This is a genomic window from Bacillus thuringiensis, from assembly GCF_001182785.1.
Taxonomy (GTDB): domain Bacteria; phylum Bacillota; class Bacilli; order Bacillales; family Bacillaceae_G; genus Bacillus_A; species Bacillus_A thuringiensis_S.
Genome location: NZ_CP012099.1, coordinates 2496067 through 2511922, shown reverse-complemented (window position 1 = coordinate 2511922; position 15856 = coordinate 2496067). Strand labels below are relative to the sequence as shown.

Here is a 15856-nt window from a genome sequence, read left to right as displayed (position 1 = left end):
TAAATCACTATCCACTTACTCCTAGTAATCTTCTGAAATGAATTTCAAGAGACCTCTTTATTTTCGGAAATTCATTATTAATATAGCTCTCTATTTGATGTTTTTCTGTTTCTTTATTTCCTTCTCCGCCCTCCGCATAATACGAATAAAAATTCGCTACCGTCCAGCTTGAATCCGATTGTAAAACATCAAATGTTTCGCAAACTTCTTCGGGGAAATAAATTTGATTAATCATGTAATATTCGATTAATATACCTAGCTTACGATTGGCTTCATCAAATTTCTTTTTCACTTCATCTTTTGAGAGTTCCTCATCCATTGTTCTTTCGAGCCCTAATAATCTCTTTATACTTAATTCTAAGTCACTCATCTTTCCGTATAAATTCTTTATAGCTTCTGCTCTATCTATATGTAATTTACTAAATCTAATCTGATATTTATCATTAACTTTCTTTAATTCCGACTTATGTTCTTCTATTTGTCTATCAGTCAACACTTTAAATTTTGCATCAATCCTTTTCAGTTCTTTATTAAGTTCTTTTTTATAATCTTCTTCTCTTTTTCTAAGTTCACTTTTGTGATTCTCTTCTAATCTTTTTATTGCATGTAAAAAACCTTGCTTAGCAAGATATACAACGCCAGCTGTTCCAAACCCATAAGCAGTTAAATTTTCCAACACACTCATTAGCTACACTCCCTCTTTAAATTCTTATATACAATAATACAATATTCCAATTAACAATTGTATAATGACTTACCCATATCTTATATTGTGTGTAACTGCCCCTTTTTCTGAATCCCTTGGTATCATTGATTTCATTTAACTTTCTCTTTTGAGTTACACAGTACGAAAATTATGAGTAACTGTATAGGGATACCACCAGCATTTTACAAAATAACCTACGCTATGTGGAAAAATAAAATAAGCTGCCCATGTGGACAGCTTATTTACATAATTTTCGTTAGCGGAAGTAAAAGGTGACTCTGAGTTTTTCTTTTTTTATATTGATCTCTTAATCATTTATATATTTGATAACTGCCATTTCTTTACCGAACCTGTCACCATTATCAACAAAACCTAAACTCGAATATAAATAATGGGCCCCTTTATTTTCAGGATGATAACCCACTACTATTTTTTTTGCATTTGGTAATTTAGTCATTTCTTCAATCATTAAATTAGTTGCTGCTTTCCCTATACCATTACCTTGGGATTTCTTATCAATCATTATTCTATATACCCAATACCCATCAAGTTCTTCCATTTCAGAATTAAACATTAAAAATCCTACCACTTTTTCTTCGCAATAAATTGCATAAGGTTTTAAATTTGGTTCGAATTTTGATTGAGCTATTGAAATAGCATTGGATTCAATATATTCTGCTTGTCCATCGGATAATTCTAATTCACAACATTCATACCAGTTTTCTGCATTTAATTCTACAAGTTTTACAGCGGTTTTAATCATAAATTTTCCCCTTTTATCATTAGTTATCTTTAAATTTAAAATTTTTAGACTTTTCTATTGTATCATGTTTTTCTATCAAGTTATTCTTATAATTAAATTTCCTTTATTTTGGGTTCGGTAATGTTTTTTAAGTGAATACACTATTCATAGAAAGTTAACATAACGTCTCATTATTGGAAGTTACTTTTTGTTTTATTTTTCCTCACTAATTTTAAGCCGTTTTGCACTTCCAAAAAACGCGGTTCCAATTATGAATATAACGGAAGAGATATACATTGCTATCCCTGAGTATTCATTATTAAATATTGTGATATTAGATAAATTAATAAACATCATCAATATAAGTGATATGTACAATCCATTAATATATTTCACTTATGCCCCCCCCCTTTACTTTTTTCTTTTCCCCTATTTTACCATTTAAGAGAGAGGATATGTTGTATGATTTTAGTTGTATATTGTATACATGATCAGTTAACATAACGTCTTTTTATCGGTAGCAATGAAAAGAGGAAACCGTAAGTTCACCAAGGAACCTTCTTTTTTTGTTCTATGGATCTATGCATTTTTTTATACATTCCTATCCTAGCGCGGTTTTAGGGTTCTTATTTGTTACTGGAACTGTATAAAATCTTGTATACTTTTAACGTGTTTTTTTCCCAAAATGCTACGATATCCCTAGATTTAAAAGAAAAAAGCAATAATTAGATTTTAAACCTAGTCATTGCTTTATCCATTGCATCTTGGTTTACACCTATATAGCGTAGTGTGACCTTCTCTGACGAGTGATTGAATATCTCCATGAGTAACGCTATGTTTTTCGTTTGCATGTACATGTGATACCCGTATGTTTTTCTTAACGTATGTGTTCCTATTTCATCTAACCCGAACTCTGCTGCGGCTATACTTAATATCTTATATGCCATGCTGCGACCGATAGGACGATTCTTCCCTTGTCTACTTTGCAACAAATACTCATGATCTTCTCTTTCTTCTATAAACCATTTAAGTTCTCTTTTTAATGCTGCGGTAATTTGTATTCGTTTCTGTTTCCCGGTTTTCTTTTCTCTCATAGATATATGACTACCTTTGACGTCTCCTACCTTCAATTTCAAAATGTCCGAGATTCTCAAGCCTGTATTGATTCCCATAATGAAGAGAATGTAATTACGTAAGCTCTTTTCTTTAAAATATTCTTTTAACTGCTGTATTTCTTCTGGATTACGTATTGGCTGAACAAAATTCATTATTCATTACCTCCAGTCTCTTCTGTCTCGTAAACTTCTAATCCAAGTGCAAAAGCAAGCTTATAAAAAGCTTTAGACTTCCAACGTCGATAAGTACGCTCTGACATCCCTATTTCGTTATAAACCATGTAATCACATACGTCCTCTTCTTCTAAATAACGTTTATAAATAATATCTCTTTGAATGCTTCCTGCACGTCCGTTTCCTAATCGCGTTAGAAACTGATCAATACGTAATGACATTTTCTCAAGCCTCTCTTCTCGTTTACTTTGTTGAATATTTGCTAAAGCAACATCTTCTAATGGTTTCCCAACTGTATGTGTAGGACCATGCTCACGTACTTCATAAGAAGGAGTGACTTTCATTTCTTTACGCATCATCCCAAATTGTCTATGTATACGTACACTTTCCAAGACGCCTTCTAATTCCTCTTGTGTCGCTGTTCTATCGATTTTTGGTAAGAAAGATAATTGTTTAGTCATGTAAGACCACTCCTTTTTATTTTTAAATTACTTTTGTCTTATTGCTCCACGTCTTCGTTCATAACAAGGTCTATGCATGCCCATTAAATCCTCAATTTCACGAGTGCTAAATTTCTCTTCTCGTTTTTTCTTATTTTTCTTTTTCGGTTGGTTTGATTGCTTTTTCCATTCACATAGCTGATCCTTTAACACCTTCATTTCCCCATCTCCTTTTTCAAAATAAAGAGGACACCTATTCCTAAAACAGCTTTAATGGCTGCTTTAATGAATTGGTGTCCTCTAGTTTTCTAGCCGGACTATATTCGAATGTTATTTTAAATATCCCAATAGTCACTATTAACATCATTAGTATATTTGCTAATTTCCTTCTCTGTCCCACACTTTTCACATTTATAATGACTAACTATCCCCATCTTACCAGCTTTAAAATCTTCATTGTCATGACTTTTAATAAGTTTATATTTATGTATACATTTAGGTTCTTTTAATTTATTAAACCAATTTCCTAACATAAATTAATCCCTTTCCTCTTGAAAATATTCTTTTTATTCCCATCCCCTTAAGCATACCTTAGAAAAGATTCCCAATCAATGAAACGTGGTAGCTTGTTTTTCTATAAACAAAAGGATTATTTTGTTGAGTTTTTCTCTCATACACATATTTATTTTCAAATATAAATCTATTAATATATAATTTGATATATAGCTATATTTGCAAAAAAGGAGTTCGAATTATGTTTGAAGAAATTTGGCCATTATGCCTACTAATTTTAATTATCTTCTGGCCTCTAGATCGTTACAAGAAACATAAAAATAAGAAGGCATATAACATTTATTTAAATCAACTTCGTCAATCCAACATTAATCAAATTGATCAAATGAATGGTCGACGATTTGAGGAATATTTAAGTTCCTTATACCAATCCCTCGGATACCAAACAGAAGTTACTAAAAGTTCTGGTGACTTTGGAGCCGACTTGATTTTAAAAAATAATGGTAACAAAATTGTTGTACAAGCAAAACGCTATAAAAATAAAGTTGGTATTCAATCAGTCCAAGAAGTTGTTGGAGCTAAAAGATATTACGATGCTGCTCACGCTTGGGTTGTAACTAATAACTATTTCACAGAACCAGCACGTAAATTAGCACATGCCAACGATGTATTACTTATAGATCGTGACCTATTAATTAAACTAAGTGCGCAAGTAAATCGAGACAAAGCAACATCCCGTTCCGAAAGATATAACTCCCATTGAGACACTCTTGTTAGTGTCTTTTCTTTATAACAAAATGAAATTTTTATTGTAATCTTCCTTTGTATATCTTCTGGATCTCCACTTCACTGAATCCCTCATACACCGTAAATACTTCAGGAAACTCGCTCAAACACATATCAATAATTGTGTCGTCTGTTGTTCTAATATAGAAGTACTTAACTTCACCCATGTAATCATTGTGTAAGTAATAGCTTCTAATCTGACAATGGTAGCCATTAGCCTCCAGGACTTCATACAGCTTAATTTTCGTTTCATCTATTTCAAATATCGATAACTGCCCTTCGATCTCCACTACTTCCATTACAGTTTCCCCTTTCGATTTGACTGAAATGTTATTTTTTATCCTTGTACTCCATCTCTACAAATTCAGCTAAATCAATTCCTTTCATTATCAATTCCTCTAGAAAGTAAAACGCTTCTTGTTCCCCTTCGTTTTCCCTTACATTTTGAAACTGTAATTTTTGTTCTTCATCTAATTCAAATTTCACCTTCGCTTCTACAACCATCATTCATCCTCCCTATTTATTAAAATAGCGTTTTTGTTGAAAATCACACCTCACCTATTTGGACACATTTACCAGTATTTTTACCAAAAAATTCATGATATTGTTAATTAGTCGAGTACGTCATCACTTGACAATTACCCTTAGAAGCCTCGTAGATAATTGGGGCTTCTTTTACCAATATATAGTTGTCAAAATAATCAGTTGAGTGTTACAATATCCTAGATTCTCCTTAGGGAGTTTTCATGTAATTAAACAAGAGTTTACAAGTTCTCGAATCTTAGCCCCTTGGAGCGCCCTTCAAGGGGCTAAACTAATTAAAATAACGATTTTGTTTCAAAATTGCACTATCATTAAAAACATACATACAATATGATGTGAACCTTTTTTTCAATATACATCTTAGTCATAGGGCGCTTTAAAAGGCGCTCTTTAGTTTTGAAATAAAGAATTTGTTCGCTTTTTTGATACATTTATGAAACATTCATATGTTATCTTCAGTACGTTCTTTTCTCTTTATAATGCCGTGTGAGATATACTCAGATTTGAAGCCCTAGACCCCCTAAATCTAGGGCTTCTCTATTCAAATAACATTTTTATTTAAATTTAATAAAACCTCCCTTTATCCAAATAGATTCAAATTTAGCTATTTAGCATATATAATACTTTTAAACAATTTAAATTCTATACATAAGTAATGGAGGCTTTAAAATGGGTAGTGTCCAAAATTTAACACCACAACAATCAATCTCAAAAAAACAAATTGAACCTAATAAGAATCAACAAACGAATAAAAAGCTAAGACGTCGTCTGTTATTAGCACTTGCTTTTATGCTACCTATGGTTATTTCCATTCAAATCTGCATTTATAAACAAGAAGATATGATTCAAGAAAAACAAATTACCCTTAATAAAGAAAAGAAAAAATTGTCTGAATTAGAACTAATAGGACGTTATTTTGAAAACGATGTTAGAACTTTAACAGAGAGCGAAGAAGGTATTTTAAAGTTCGCAAGGAAACTATATGGATTCTCCAGACCTAATGAAACTATATTTCAAATAGCTGAATAACTTTTCAATACATAAGCGATTGTCATCAATCAAGGAGTGAGTAAATGATCATCGCTTTTTATCAAAATTCTATCAAATAACTATTTTGTTAAATTTTATTGGTCTATTTTTCTTACAAACCTTACAAATTTGTAATATTAATGTCACCTAAATTGATAGTAAATTGGTTAATGTTGGTTTATCATACAAAACGTTGACTAAATTAAATAAAACATCATAAGCAGGTGACACATTATGGGAAGAAAATTATTACGCTACGTAATTGTAAGTATATTATTTCTAACTATCCCGATTATATTTATTCATTTTGTATCGTCTCAATCCATTCCAAAAGAATACAGCGAAGAATGGCCAGCAGTAAAACAAACTGCTAAACTAGTTACAATTGGTTACTTTAAAAAAGAGAAGCACCTTGATATTGTAATTGAAAAAGTTGAGCCTCCGGAAGAATATAGAACACATGAGATTTACCTATCCGGATACGTTGCTGACGATAAAGAACAAAAGATTTCTGCTACTGTAAATTTTAGTGAGAACTATTCAATTAGAGATACATCTAAAGAGTTATTTTAAGTCAAAGAGTATTTAACTTATGTTAGATACTCTTTTTGCTAAATTAACGCTTTTATAAAGTAATTGATAGCCCTGCAAGCCTTTTATCATATATATAGAATTTTCTCCATACCATATACAAAGATGAGATTTCTAGAATATGATGGGAGGTAACATATGACTAACTCAAATATTTATGACTTCATTATGAAATACGCCCGTGGACCCCATTTTCATCAAGAATTCCCCATAATATTATTTTGGAGTCAAAAAAGTGGATGTACATCACTTGCTCATTGGTTTTTTTATCAAATCAACTTGTTTAAGGAAGCTATTAAATATAACCCATTCATCCATAATTATGAGTTCGACATTTACAAAAATTCAGTATACTACTTTACTGGACTTGCTAATGCATTATCCACAAATGAAAAACCGACATATAAACTTGTAAGAAATCCCTATAAAAGGGCAGTAAGTTCATTTCTCTCACTAATTCCTCCACCAAATATTGAACATCCCGAATGGCACCCAATTAGACAGTTTTTATATCATGATAAAAACTGTAATAAAAAAATCTCCTTTAAACTTTTTTTATATTACTTAAAAGCACATATGAATAATTTAGATGATGTGAACCCCCACTATGTGCAACAATATGTCCAAGATGAAGAAAAGTTTGTTAAAAACTATATTCACCTTGAAAATTTCTCTTCTGAAATCTCAAATTTAGAGAAGATATACGACTTAAAGAAGTCCCCATTAGATATATTAACTAAGTCATGGCATCATCAAAGTGAGATCACCATTTTTAAAGGTAACTATGCAGATGCTGATATTACTGACCCTCTATTCCCACGACTCCCAACATATGAAAGTTTTTATGACTCCGAAACTATTCAATTAGTTGAAGATATTTTCAAAAAGGATTTCACTGTATACAAATACTCCCTAACTCCCCTCTAAAATATAGGCATTTTTATAATCATAGATTCATAATTATTACAGAGAAACTTAAGCCACCTACTTAAGTTTCCTCATAATACTCCTGCAAATTGAATGTGGGCACTATTTTATAGTGCCTTTTTTCTATTTTATTTCTAACTAAGGCTTATAAGGATAAGCATCATACTATATTAGAGCAAAATGTATTTTATCCTTTTCTAAAAGGAGGGTTTATCATTAATGCAACTTTAATTTCCCATTTCTACAATGAAGAGTATCTACTCCCTTGGTGGTTAATGCACCACACAAAATTATTTGATCACGGCATTCTTATTAATCGTGGGTCTACTGATCGTTCAGTTGAAATTTGCAAATTATTTGCACCTCATTGGGAAATCCGCGATTCAGAAGTATTAGAATTTGATGCCATATTAGTTGATCAAGAAGTAATGAACATAGAAAAAGAAATTATGGGATGGAAAATGGTGTTAAATACCACTGAATTTCTTTGCTGTGTTGATAAGCATGCCTTTTTCTCATCTCTTGCTACTTTAGGGCAAAACATGTACGCTATTAGGACTATTCTGATGATAGATGATCCTACTCACGGTTATACCAATCCGAGATACGGAATTCCCCTTGTCAAACAACGTTATCATGGGAAAATACTCACCCCTAATCCACCTGCCCCATACTATGGCGGTAGATTAGTCCACAATTATTTTCATGGTAGTTATTGGGCAGGACGACATTGGTCACCGCATCCATTTATGATTTACATGTATCCCGCTTTCGTTTTAAAATTCTTTTACAGCCCCTGGAATACAGCTATGAAAAATCGAAAATTACAAATTGGTCCTACTCTTTCTAAACATAGCATCCAGCATGGATTAGGTACTTATCACCTGGTAACACTAGATAAATTAGAAAAAAATTATATACACTTTACAAACTCAACTACTGACCTTCGATTAAACCAGGAATATCAGGTTTTATTTCCTGATTTATGTTTTCCTAACCATTAATACATCAAAAAACATTTTAAAACTTTTCATATACACAAAAATCCCCTCGTATTTATAAATCGTTATATTACCAGAATTATCTAATTGATTAAAAATATTATATTCTCTACCTTTAACAAGCCAAACAGTTAGCTTTTGCTAGCTGCTCTTTTTTTATAAAATAATGGCTTTTATTTAATTTTTAAAATGCCACCACATGTCCATTTCACTTTATTCTACTGTTGCATTTACTATTAGTACTACGAATTTTTTAGAGGTGAATTATAATGGACGAGTTTTTATCCTTCGCTGCATTTAATCCAGGTTCAATCGGACCTACACTTCCACCTATGCAACCTTTCCAATTCCCTACAGGTCCCACTGGAGCAACGGGTGCTACCGGACCTACTGGTAATACCGGATCTACCGGTAACACTGGATCTACTGGCAACACCGGACCTACGGGAGATACCGGGCCTACTGGTAACACTGGACCTACTGGCAACACCGGGCCTACAGGAGATACCGGGCCTACTGGCAACACCGGACCTACGGGAGATACCGGGCCTACTGGTAACACTGGACCTACGGGAGATACCGGGCCACCTGGCATTGTTTCACTTACATTTAACCAAAGTCATATTCCTACAATCAGTCCAACTAACCTTGTATTACCAGCTATTAGTGTAGGGGTTAATCAAATAGTAAAGTTAGAAGGAGTTTTTAGATCTGATTATGTTTCCCTAGGCCCCCTTACAGAATTTACTGTATCTTCAATTCTTGCTCTAAAAAGAGGTGTCTTTACTATTGCGGTTCAGATGGAACTTCAAGACGATATTCAAAAACCAATAAATGTTTCAACAAATTTAACACACAACGTTTCAATAGTCTGGATAGATACCCCTCCCCCTGGCACATATGTATACAGTCTATCTCTGAATGCCTCGGGAATTGGTACATCAACTAACACTATTAGTGAAAGAAATATAACTGCTACAGTAATTAATATTTAAAGTTTAATTACAAAGTTAATTTATTTCTCTTTTGAAATACACTTTAACCATCAATAGCCAATTGTTGTTAAGGAAACCCCTTCTGACTAATTTTTATACCAATTAATTGACTGACATTGAATTTTTTGGGATTATATGATAATATTTATATATAAAATCATTACCCTTATAAAAAAGAGCTACGAGCCTTTCCACTCATGGCTCTTTTTTATTACAATTTTCATTTCATATCTACACGATTTTGACTAGCTTCTCGACTAAATCCGGCTGGGTATCTTTTTTCTAATTTAGATATATTCATTTGAGCAATATCTTCTAGGGTATATCCCATTTCATGAGACATAATTGAAATGTAGTACAAGATGTCCCCTAGCTCTAAAGCGATTTTATGTGTATTTCCTTCTTCTTCTCCTGGACAATGAGCTGGATCAAATCCATGACCATGAAAAATTGCTTTTTTTACAACATCGGCAACCTCACCAGCTTCTCCCGTAAGACCTAATGCTGCATTTAAAACACGTCCACCGAAATCTTTATTTGTATTCCATGTACGTAATGCCGCTTCTTGATATTGATCTAATTCACAAATATGATTGATATTCATTACAGCTTGTCCTTCCTTTGATTTACTAACTAATTTAGTTGTTTCATATACACCGTTTTCCATAACGTTCATTTTATTTTCCCCTTCCTATTTAGCAAATTCCTAATCCTAACGGACGATTTTCAATTAAATACTTATCAGCCTGATCTATTACAAGGAGTGCAACTTCCGCTTGATGCCTTTTTAACGTTTTTGCCATCTTTGGCAAGCTCATGCCCTGACTCCACATTTCACGAAAACGAATTACATCTCTTTCATCCCAAATGAAGTTAGCTTCTTCTAAAGCGATGTATACCTTCAACCGTGATTCCTTCATCGCTTCATGGTTTCTCGCTACACTCATAAGCGAACCTACTTTCTAGTAAAAAATTATTTTATCTTTTCAGTAAACTTAGTATCTACACGATCAACTTTACCGTTTACCCAAACCGCAACTTGCTCACCGAATCCACTCATTGGTGGATTTACTGCTGTTACATTTCCGTCCTTCACTATTAAAAGTTTGTTGCTACTAACATCAATTTCTATTTTTTTCATATGTCCCTCTCCTTTTTACTACCGCATGTACTCGACAACATCAGGTTTAAAACCACTTCCTAAATAAACCCGTACCGGAATTATTTCTTTTTTATCCCTGGCTGCCTTACACAATTCTTCAGCTGTATCCCAATTAAAAAACTTATCTACAGCTCTTTGAAATCTCCATATTGCCATTACATACTGTTCAAAAATATCATAGCGATCATCTTGTTTAGTTGTGCGTGGTAATTCATCCGTACACTTCGCATTCGTTGGAACTTGGACGCGTACGTCAGCGTATGTAGTGCGTCCAGTTCCTCTCTTCACATTTGCCTTCATTGCATCGAACTCACAAATTGCTGGCTCTACATCAAAAATATTTAGTTGCTTAGGCATGTGCCATCCCACTCTTCTGAATAAAATCCAGTAATTCACTTGCCCCTTCCTTGCTTAAAAACATTCGGCCACCAAGCAACTCTATGTTGGTTTCAGAAACTTCACCCGTTACAAAGCATGACTTTTCATGTTTTCTTAAAACAATGTTTTCACCATCGATATGAAAATCTAGTGCCGTTCCTTTGGTAATACCTAAAGTTCTGCGTAACTCTACTGGAATTACTACACGACCTAGCTCGTCCACTTTTCTTGCAACGCCTGTATTTTTCATACCTTACTCTCCTTTAGTATTTTTATATTTATTTAGAATCTCATCCAAACGTTTCTTATTATCTTCAAGATTATCGCTTTGAGTTTGCTGTGGCTGCTGTATTGGCTCTTGTTCTTCTTGTTTGCGTAACCAATCCGGTACAACTTCAGTTCGTTTGGAATAACCTTTACCAGTACGTTTGTTGTTTTTCTTACTCATTTCAAATCGAGTATCTAAAGCAGCAACATCATTTAATGTTTTTACTTTTTCCTTTTCCCAACTACTTAAAATACTGCGAATATATCTCCACTTTGGTACATTTTCATCAATTGCTTTATTAACAGCGTGAATAATTAATTCATTACCGAATCTATCGCAAAACTCACCTAATTCTTGAATTGCAATTTCACTTAACGGAATTCCCTTTTTAAGTAAAAAGTTGTAACTAATTTTAAATTCTTGATTTATTAATTTCTGAGATGAAGTAGCATCATCATTTATATTTGTAGTAATATTTGTAGTAATCTCTGTATTTGTCTTACGTTCTAGTGTAAGAGACTCTTCCGTTTTATCGGAGGAGGGTATTGCTTTAGAATGTAAGACCCTCTTGCTTTCTAAAGTCACAGGGCTATCACTTTTCAGTGTAGGAGGGTTGCCATTTCCCCAATACATGATGGAAATTTTCTGAATCATTTCAGGTACAGGTTCAACATACATAACGTTATTACACCTAGTTCCGTTAACAAGAATTGTCCTAAATTCAATTTTTATAAGTCCACGTTCTTTCAGAAAGTCACATGCTTCTTTTACTTGTCTTTTTGTAAATCCAAATGAATCGGCTAATTGTTGATAACTCTTTTGAAGCGTGTCCGCCTTAAACTTTTGTTTATATTGAACTTGACTAGATTCTTCACTTCTTACTTCAGTAGGTTTATACCAATAAACAATTTCTCCTAAGATAGTAATTGCAACAATATTAGGTTTACCATTATCTAATGTAAGTGTTTTAAACCATCCATGGTCTATAACATTGCCACGAAAATTTATTTGCCCTATTTGTAATACGTTGTTGTTCATAACTTTCACTCCTTTTCATCAAACCAATGTGCTATTTCCCTACTTTCCGTGGTATACTTATAACAACTTGTTTTTTGAAAAGGACCCACTGCCATGGGTCTTTTTTCTTTTCTTCACATCACTCCAAGCCCATTGTTTTATCGGCTCATAAGTTATATAAAACAAACATGAACCACATGCAATTAATATCGCTAATATAGCTAATGATGTTGTGTCTTCCACTAAATCACCTCCTTTTGTGCTTCAAGCCAAGCTTCTAAATCCTTTTGCAAGAAAAGTAATTTACGTCCTTCCCTAATCACTGGAAAATGTGGATGATTTGCTAATTCATACATTCTACAAACTGCTATATTGAGGTAAGCAGCTGCTTCTTTCACCCTCATTACCTTGTTTGGTTGTGATTGTTGTTGAAATGAAGCTAAAGCTGCTTGAATTTCTTCGCGAACAACTTCGCGGATTGACTCTTTAATGATTTGATCTAATCCCATTTTGTTTTGCTCCTTTCTAATTTACTTAACCAACAATAACTTAACTTAAGGTTAAGTTAAGGACAAAAAATTTTAATTGCATCTAATTTCACTTTAAAAAACTCAGCAATTTTCACAATTAAATCATAATAAGGTCGACGCTTCCCGTTTTCTATATACCAATAATAAACTTCAGTAATACCCACGGCTTCAGCTACCTCCCTACATGTATATCCCTGTTCTACACGTAGCTGCTTTAGAGTTTTCATAAACAACTCCTCTCTTCCGTTTTTGTTGTTAATTACATAATAACTTAACCTAAAGTTAAGTTCAAGTGTTTCCTAGAACTTTTACCCAAAAAATTACCTTTCCACTTAACTGATAGTTAATATATAATGACAGTGTGACACCATAATAGTAGTTAAGAAAAAATAATTTCATATAAAATAAACTTGGGGTGTTTTTTATTATGTTTAGTCATGAGAGGTTGAAATCATTAATTGAAAAAAAGAGCATCACCCAACAACAGTTAGCTGATGCAATTGGTGTTAGTCATGTTTCTGTTTATAATTATGTCGAGGGGAAAAAAGCACCCGGTACACGTACACTTCAGAAGATAGCAAATTATTTAAAAGTAACAACAGATTACTTGTTAGGTTTATCTGATTCACCAGATTTAACAGCAGGCGAAGACTTACAGCTAACAAAGGAAGCACACGAAATTCTTCAGATCATTAATGACTTACCCGAAGAACAACGAAAAAAAGCATTAGAGCAATTAGAGATGTTTGTGAACTACGAGAAATCTAAAGGAAATATGTAGTGTAAAAAGACTATCACAAAAGTTAGATAGTCTTTTTTACATAACTTTTTCTTTTTTGGATTCACTCAAACAAATAGAAAATAATTTCTCTTTTGGATTATCCTCTTCTTGCAAAAGTAATAAAGCTTGTTTAATTAGATTAACTTCCCCTTCTTTGCTCTTCATCTTCTTCAATCTCCCTCTTTATATTTTTGTATTTTTTTTACAAAAATTTCTTTTTTCTTCTTTCAGCGGAAAAAGAAATTTCTCCTAAAATTACAAATGACATCGTCAATTAAGACGATGTCATTTGTAATATATATAAACCTTTATTTATTATGTATTTTACCAACCTCCACCAGGATCAACCATCATATGTTGAACTGTAGGTTTTGAATCATTTGTACTAGGTTTTTCTTTTATAGAATCAGTGTTAATGAATAATGTAGCAGCTATTAATAGTGCAGGAATGATTGTAATTATTTTCTTCATTATTTCACCTCTTTCCAAAGATAATTATACCAATTATTCAAATTAAACCCAAGTGAATTTTTGGTAAATTCGAATAAAATATATTCCCTGATTTTTGACACATCAAAAGAGAACGTTTCATTAACTCTTCTTTTTTAGTACCTTCATATGTTAAACCTAAATATGCAGTCTGTATGTCTGTTAATCTTCCATTCTTCTCTTGTAATTGGTCCAATAATTTTCTCGCTTCCATCCTATTACCTTGTTTAATCCTTAAATATGCTAGTTCACCTGGATGAACAACATCTAAGCTACTAATTTCTTTATCATGATGAATCTTTAGAAATGCTAATGTATGTTGCACCATTTTTCTTTTTCTCTCAATTCCATTAGTCTTGCTATTCCCTATCACTTCTAGGGTCTTTTCCAAATAATATTTTGCCCTCTCATATTCATTCGCTGAAAAAATATACGATTCACCTAACTTTAAATATGCATTTAATTTTGGAAAAGAAAAAAAGTTATCCCATTCAAGATCATCTAATAGATCCATACAAACTTGTCTTGCTTCAATGACTTCACCACCCTGTAAAGAAGTAACGGCAATAGCTTCTTTATATCGTAATTTATAGCACTCTCTAATGTATCTATTACTTATTTTACTTATTTTTATTTCAAGAGCTTTCAATCGCTCATTTAAAGAAGTAAAGTTTCCTGATTGATATTGCGCTTGGCATAATAAAATTTCAATTAACACTTCCATCTCTGTAGTTCTTATTGATTTACTCTCCAAGCTTAATGCCTGATGGTAATGCGCCGTATTAAGTTCACCTATATATCGTTTGTAAATAATTCGATACACATTAGCGAATTCTCTATTTTCTGATACCTTTGATTGTGATTCACTATTAATAATATTAATTAAAAGATTAAACTTTCCTCTTAAAGCTAGATCCTCCATTGCTTCACGTAAGTTTTCTGATTTCGGTTTTGTTACATCTATATAATCTGTTAATATATTTTCTTGAACCTGTATTCTCTTGTTTAATAGAATGACCGTTTTGGAAAGAAAACCAAAACTCATGTCTGTGTTACCCTTAAAAATTTTTGTAACAGTACTTGGCTTAACTCCCCAATAATTTGCTAGTTTATTTTTCCTTATCCCAGCTGCACATAACTCTTTTTCAATTTGATTTAGAGCTTTCCACATGTTTTGTCCCCCTTATTGGAACAAGACACACTTCCCTATCATGAAAACGCACCTTAATGATGAATTACATCTAAAAGCTGTGTTATACTAGCCGTATATGTTACGCATAGTCGTAACTGAAAGGCTCATGGCAAATGTTTTCCCTACTACAATTAGGGCAAACGGTGTAAAAGTGTTCCCAGCACAATTACACACGCTATGGGTCTTTTTCGTTCCGTCAAATTATATTATTAAGAATATTCTATCATAAATAATTCAAACAACTATTCTCTCATATTCTGAAAATACTTGAGAAATATAGATTATCCATATAATTCAGTATTTATTTTATAATTAAATTTTTTTATTTCGTTTTCAGCTTATTTATCCCCTTCAAACATCTATATCTTTCTGTATATTCTTTCTTTTCTGAATTTAATTTTACAGTAATTAGGTTAACATGCTATTATTCAATTATAGTTAATGTATTCCTTTTCCTATAACCAAACTAATAGAAGG

Annotated in this window: 28 protein-coding genes; 7 read left to right on the top strand and 21 right to left on the bottom strand. The window is 32.6% G+C overall.

Features of this window, described 5'->3' with window-relative positions:
• Window positions 1-7: 7 nt before the first annotated feature.
• The 7 genes from AC241_RS12950 to AC241_RS12920 all read right to left on the bottom strand — a co-directional run bounded on the left by AC241_RS12950 (window position 8) and on the right by AC241_RS12920 (window position 3710).
• A complete protein-coding gene (locus AC241_RS12950) occupies window positions 8-685 on the bottom strand; it encodes a hypothetical protein (protein WP_050843742.1) in 678 nt (225 codons plus the stop codon).
• Between the two features lie 328 nt (window positions 686-1013).
• Window positions 1014-1469 carry a GNAT family N-acetyltransferase gene (locus AC241_RS12945; RefSeq protein WP_050843740.1) on the bottom strand — a complete coding sequence of 152 codons (456 nt, stop codon included), beginning with the start codon at window positions 1467-1469 and terminating at the stop codon, window positions 1014-1016.
• 192 nt (window positions 1470-1661) lie between these two features.
• Complete coding sequence (locus AC241_RS35180; protein ID WP_029442416.1) at window positions 1662-1844, bottom strand: hypothetical protein; 183 nt, start codon at window positions 1842-1844, stop codon at window positions 1662-1664.
• Between the two features lie 329 nt (window positions 1845-2173).
• Complete coding sequence (locus AC241_RS12935; protein ID WP_050843739.1) at window positions 2174-2716, bottom strand: site-specific integrase; 543 nt, start codon at window positions 2714-2716, stop codon at window positions 2174-2176.
• Window positions 2716-3198, bottom strand: a complete 483-nt coding sequence (locus tag AC241_RS12930) for an ArpU family phage packaging/lysis transcriptional regulator (protein WP_050843737.1) — start codon at window positions 3196-3198, stop codon at window positions 2716-2718. The genes AC241_RS12935 and AC241_RS12930 overlap by 1 nt, the downstream gene beginning before the upstream one ends.
• Before the next feature lie 27 nt (window positions 3199-3225).
• Window positions 3226-3396 carry a hypothetical protein gene (locus AC241_RS34785; RefSeq protein WP_050843736.1) on the bottom strand — a complete coding sequence of 57 codons (171 nt, stop codon included), beginning with the start codon at window positions 3394-3396 and terminating at the stop codon, window positions 3226-3228.
• 116 nt (window positions 3397-3512) lie between these two features.
• Window positions 3513-3710 carry a hypothetical protein gene (locus tag AC241_RS12920; protein ID WP_050843733.1) on the bottom strand — a complete coding sequence of 66 codons (198 nt, stop codon included), beginning with the start codon at window positions 3708-3710 and terminating at the stop codon, window positions 3513-3515.
• 221 nt (window positions 3711-3931) lie between these two features.
• Between AC241_RS12920 and AC241_RS12915 the strand changes: the two genes are divergently transcribed.
• On the top strand, window positions 3932-4453 hold the full coding sequence (locus AC241_RS12915; protein ID WP_050843730.1) for a restriction endonuclease: 522 nt from the start codon (window positions 3932-3934) through the stop codon (window positions 4451-4453).
• A gap of 43 nt (window positions 4454-4496) precedes the next feature.
• Here AC241_RS12915 and AC241_RS12910 read toward each other — a convergent pair whose 3' ends face one another.
• Both AC241_RS12910 and AC241_RS34780 read right to left on the bottom strand, forming a co-directional pair.
• Window positions 4497-4775, bottom strand: coding sequence for a hypothetical protein (locus AC241_RS12910; protein WP_050843728.1), 279 nt, complete (start codon window positions 4773-4775; stop codon window positions 4497-4499).
• 31 nt (window positions 4776-4806) lie between these two features.
• Complete coding sequence (locus AC241_RS34780) at window positions 4807-4980, bottom strand: hypothetical protein (protein ID WP_176521904.1); 174 nt, start codon at window positions 4978-4980, stop codon at window positions 4807-4809.
• Between the two features lie 708 nt (window positions 4981-5688).
• Between AC241_RS34780 and AC241_RS12905 the strand changes: the two genes are divergently transcribed.
• The 5 genes from AC241_RS12905 (at window position 5689) to AC241_RS35890 (ending at window position 9562) form a co-directional block, all read left to right on the top strand.
• Window positions 5689-6048: a septum formation initiator family protein gene (locus tag AC241_RS12905; RefSeq protein WP_050843725.1), complete on the top strand. Its 360-nt coding sequence runs from the start codon at window positions 5689-5691 to the stop codon at window positions 6046-6048.
• Between the two features lie 234 nt (window positions 6049-6282).
• Window positions 6283-6621: a hypothetical protein gene (locus AC241_RS12900; RefSeq protein WP_050843723.1), complete on the top strand. Its 339-nt coding sequence runs from the start codon at window positions 6283-6285 to the stop codon at window positions 6619-6621.
• A 156-nt stretch (window positions 6622-6777) separates the two neighbouring features.
• Entirely contained in the window at window positions 6778-7566 is a 789-nt protein-coding gene (locus tag AC241_RS12895) for a sulfotransferase family 2 domain-containing protein (RefSeq protein ID WP_050843721.1), read from the top strand.
• Window positions 7567-7841: 275 nt separating this feature from the next.
• Window positions 7842-8570 (top strand): hypothetical protein, encoded by a 729-nt coding sequence (locus AC241_RS12890; protein ID WP_050843718.1) that lies wholly within the window; start codon window positions 7842-7844, stop codon window positions 8568-8570.
• Between the two features lie 266 nt (window positions 8571-8836).
• Complete coding sequence (locus AC241_RS35890; protein ID WP_050843716.1) at window positions 8837-9562, top strand: exosporium leader peptide-containing protein; 726 nt, start codon at window positions 8837-8839, stop codon at window positions 9560-9562.
• Between the two features lie 220 nt (window positions 9563-9782).
• On the opposite strand, the gene AC241_RS12880 is transcribed toward AC241_RS35890, so the two are convergent.
• The 9 genes from AC241_RS12880 to AC241_RS12840 are packed head-to-tail and all read right to left on the bottom strand — an operon-like array spanning window position 9783 to window position 13144.
• Window positions 9783-10238, bottom strand: coding sequence for a nucleoside triphosphate pyrophosphohydrolase family protein (locus AC241_RS12880; RefSeq protein ID WP_050843714.1), 456 nt, complete (start codon window positions 10236-10238; stop codon window positions 9783-9785).
• 19 nt (window positions 10239-10257) lie between these two features.
• The gene (locus AC241_RS12875; protein WP_025709558.1) at window positions 10258-10509 is read right to left on the bottom strand and encodes a hypothetical protein; all 252 of its coding nucleotides are present in this window, start codon (window positions 10507-10509) and stop codon (window positions 10258-10260) included.
• A 26-nt stretch (window positions 10510-10535) separates the two neighbouring features.
• The gene (locus tag AC241_RS12870; RefSeq protein ID WP_000717826.1) at window positions 10536-10703 is read right to left on the bottom strand and encodes a DUF3954 domain-containing protein; all 168 of its coding nucleotides are present in this window, start codon (window positions 10701-10703) and stop codon (window positions 10536-10538) included.
• 18 nt (window positions 10704-10721) lie between these two features.
• Complete coding sequence (locus AC241_RS12865; RefSeq protein ID WP_001125949.1) at window positions 10722-11081, bottom strand: hypothetical protein; 360 nt, start codon at window positions 11079-11081, stop codon at window positions 10722-10724.
• The gene (locus AC241_RS12860; RefSeq protein ID WP_050843712.1) at window positions 11074-11352 is read right to left on the bottom strand and encodes an AbrB/MazE/SpoVT family DNA-binding domain-containing protein; all 279 of its coding nucleotides are present in this window, start codon (window positions 11350-11352) and stop codon (window positions 11074-11076) included. The genes AC241_RS12865 and AC241_RS12860 overlap by 8 nt, the downstream gene beginning before the upstream one ends.
• Window positions 11353-11355: 3 nt before the next feature.
• Entirely contained in the window at window positions 11356-12408 is a 1053-nt protein-coding gene (locus AC241_RS12855; RefSeq protein ID WP_050843710.1) for a DnaD domain-containing protein, read from the bottom strand.
• Between the two features lie 57 nt (window positions 12409-12465).
• Window positions 12466-12630: a hypothetical protein gene (locus tag AC241_RS34775; protein ID WP_050843708.1), complete on the bottom strand. Its 165-nt coding sequence runs from the start codon at window positions 12628-12630 to the stop codon at window positions 12466-12468.
• Window positions 12630-12896 carry a helix-turn-helix domain-containing protein gene (locus AC241_RS12845; protein WP_000522030.1) on the bottom strand — a complete coding sequence of 89 codons (267 nt, stop codon included), beginning with the start codon at window positions 12894-12896 and terminating at the stop codon, window positions 12630-12632. Before AC241_RS12845 ends, AC241_RS34775 begins: the two co-directional genes overlap by 1 nt.
• 56 nt (window positions 12897-12952) lie before the next feature.
• Window positions 12953-13144 (bottom strand): helix-turn-helix domain-containing protein, encoded by a 192-nt coding sequence (locus AC241_RS12840; RefSeq protein WP_000854271.1) that lies wholly within the window; start codon window positions 13142-13144, stop codon window positions 12953-12955.
• Between the two features lie 200 nt (window positions 13145-13344).
• Here AC241_RS12840 and AC241_RS12835 point away from each other — a divergent pair, with 200 nt between their 5' ends.
• Entirely contained in the window at window positions 13345-13698 is a 354-nt protein-coding gene (locus tag AC241_RS12835; protein ID WP_000491236.1) for a helix-turn-helix domain-containing protein, read from the top strand.
• 36 nt (window positions 13699-13734) lie between these two features.
• On the opposite strand, the gene AC241_RS35695 is transcribed toward AC241_RS12835, so the two are convergent.
• From AC241_RS35695 to AC241_RS12825, 3 genes are all read right to left on the bottom strand, one after another.
• Window positions 13735-13863: a hypothetical protein gene (locus AC241_RS35695; RefSeq protein ID WP_000836783.1), complete on the bottom strand. Its 129-nt coding sequence runs from the start codon at window positions 13861-13863 to the stop codon at window positions 13735-13737.
• Between the two features lie 159 nt (window positions 13864-14022).
• A complete protein-coding gene (locus AC241_RS12830) occupies window positions 14023-14169 on the bottom strand; it encodes a hypothetical protein (RefSeq protein ID WP_050843706.1) in 147 nt (48 codons plus the stop codon).
• A gap of 37 nt (window positions 14170-14206) precedes the next feature.
• Window positions 14207-15358, bottom strand: coding sequence for an AimR family lysis-lysogeny pheromone receptor (locus tag AC241_RS12825; RefSeq protein ID WP_050843704.1), 1152 nt, complete (start codon window positions 15356-15358; stop codon window positions 14207-14209).
• Window positions 15359-15856 lie beyond the last annotated feature (498 nt).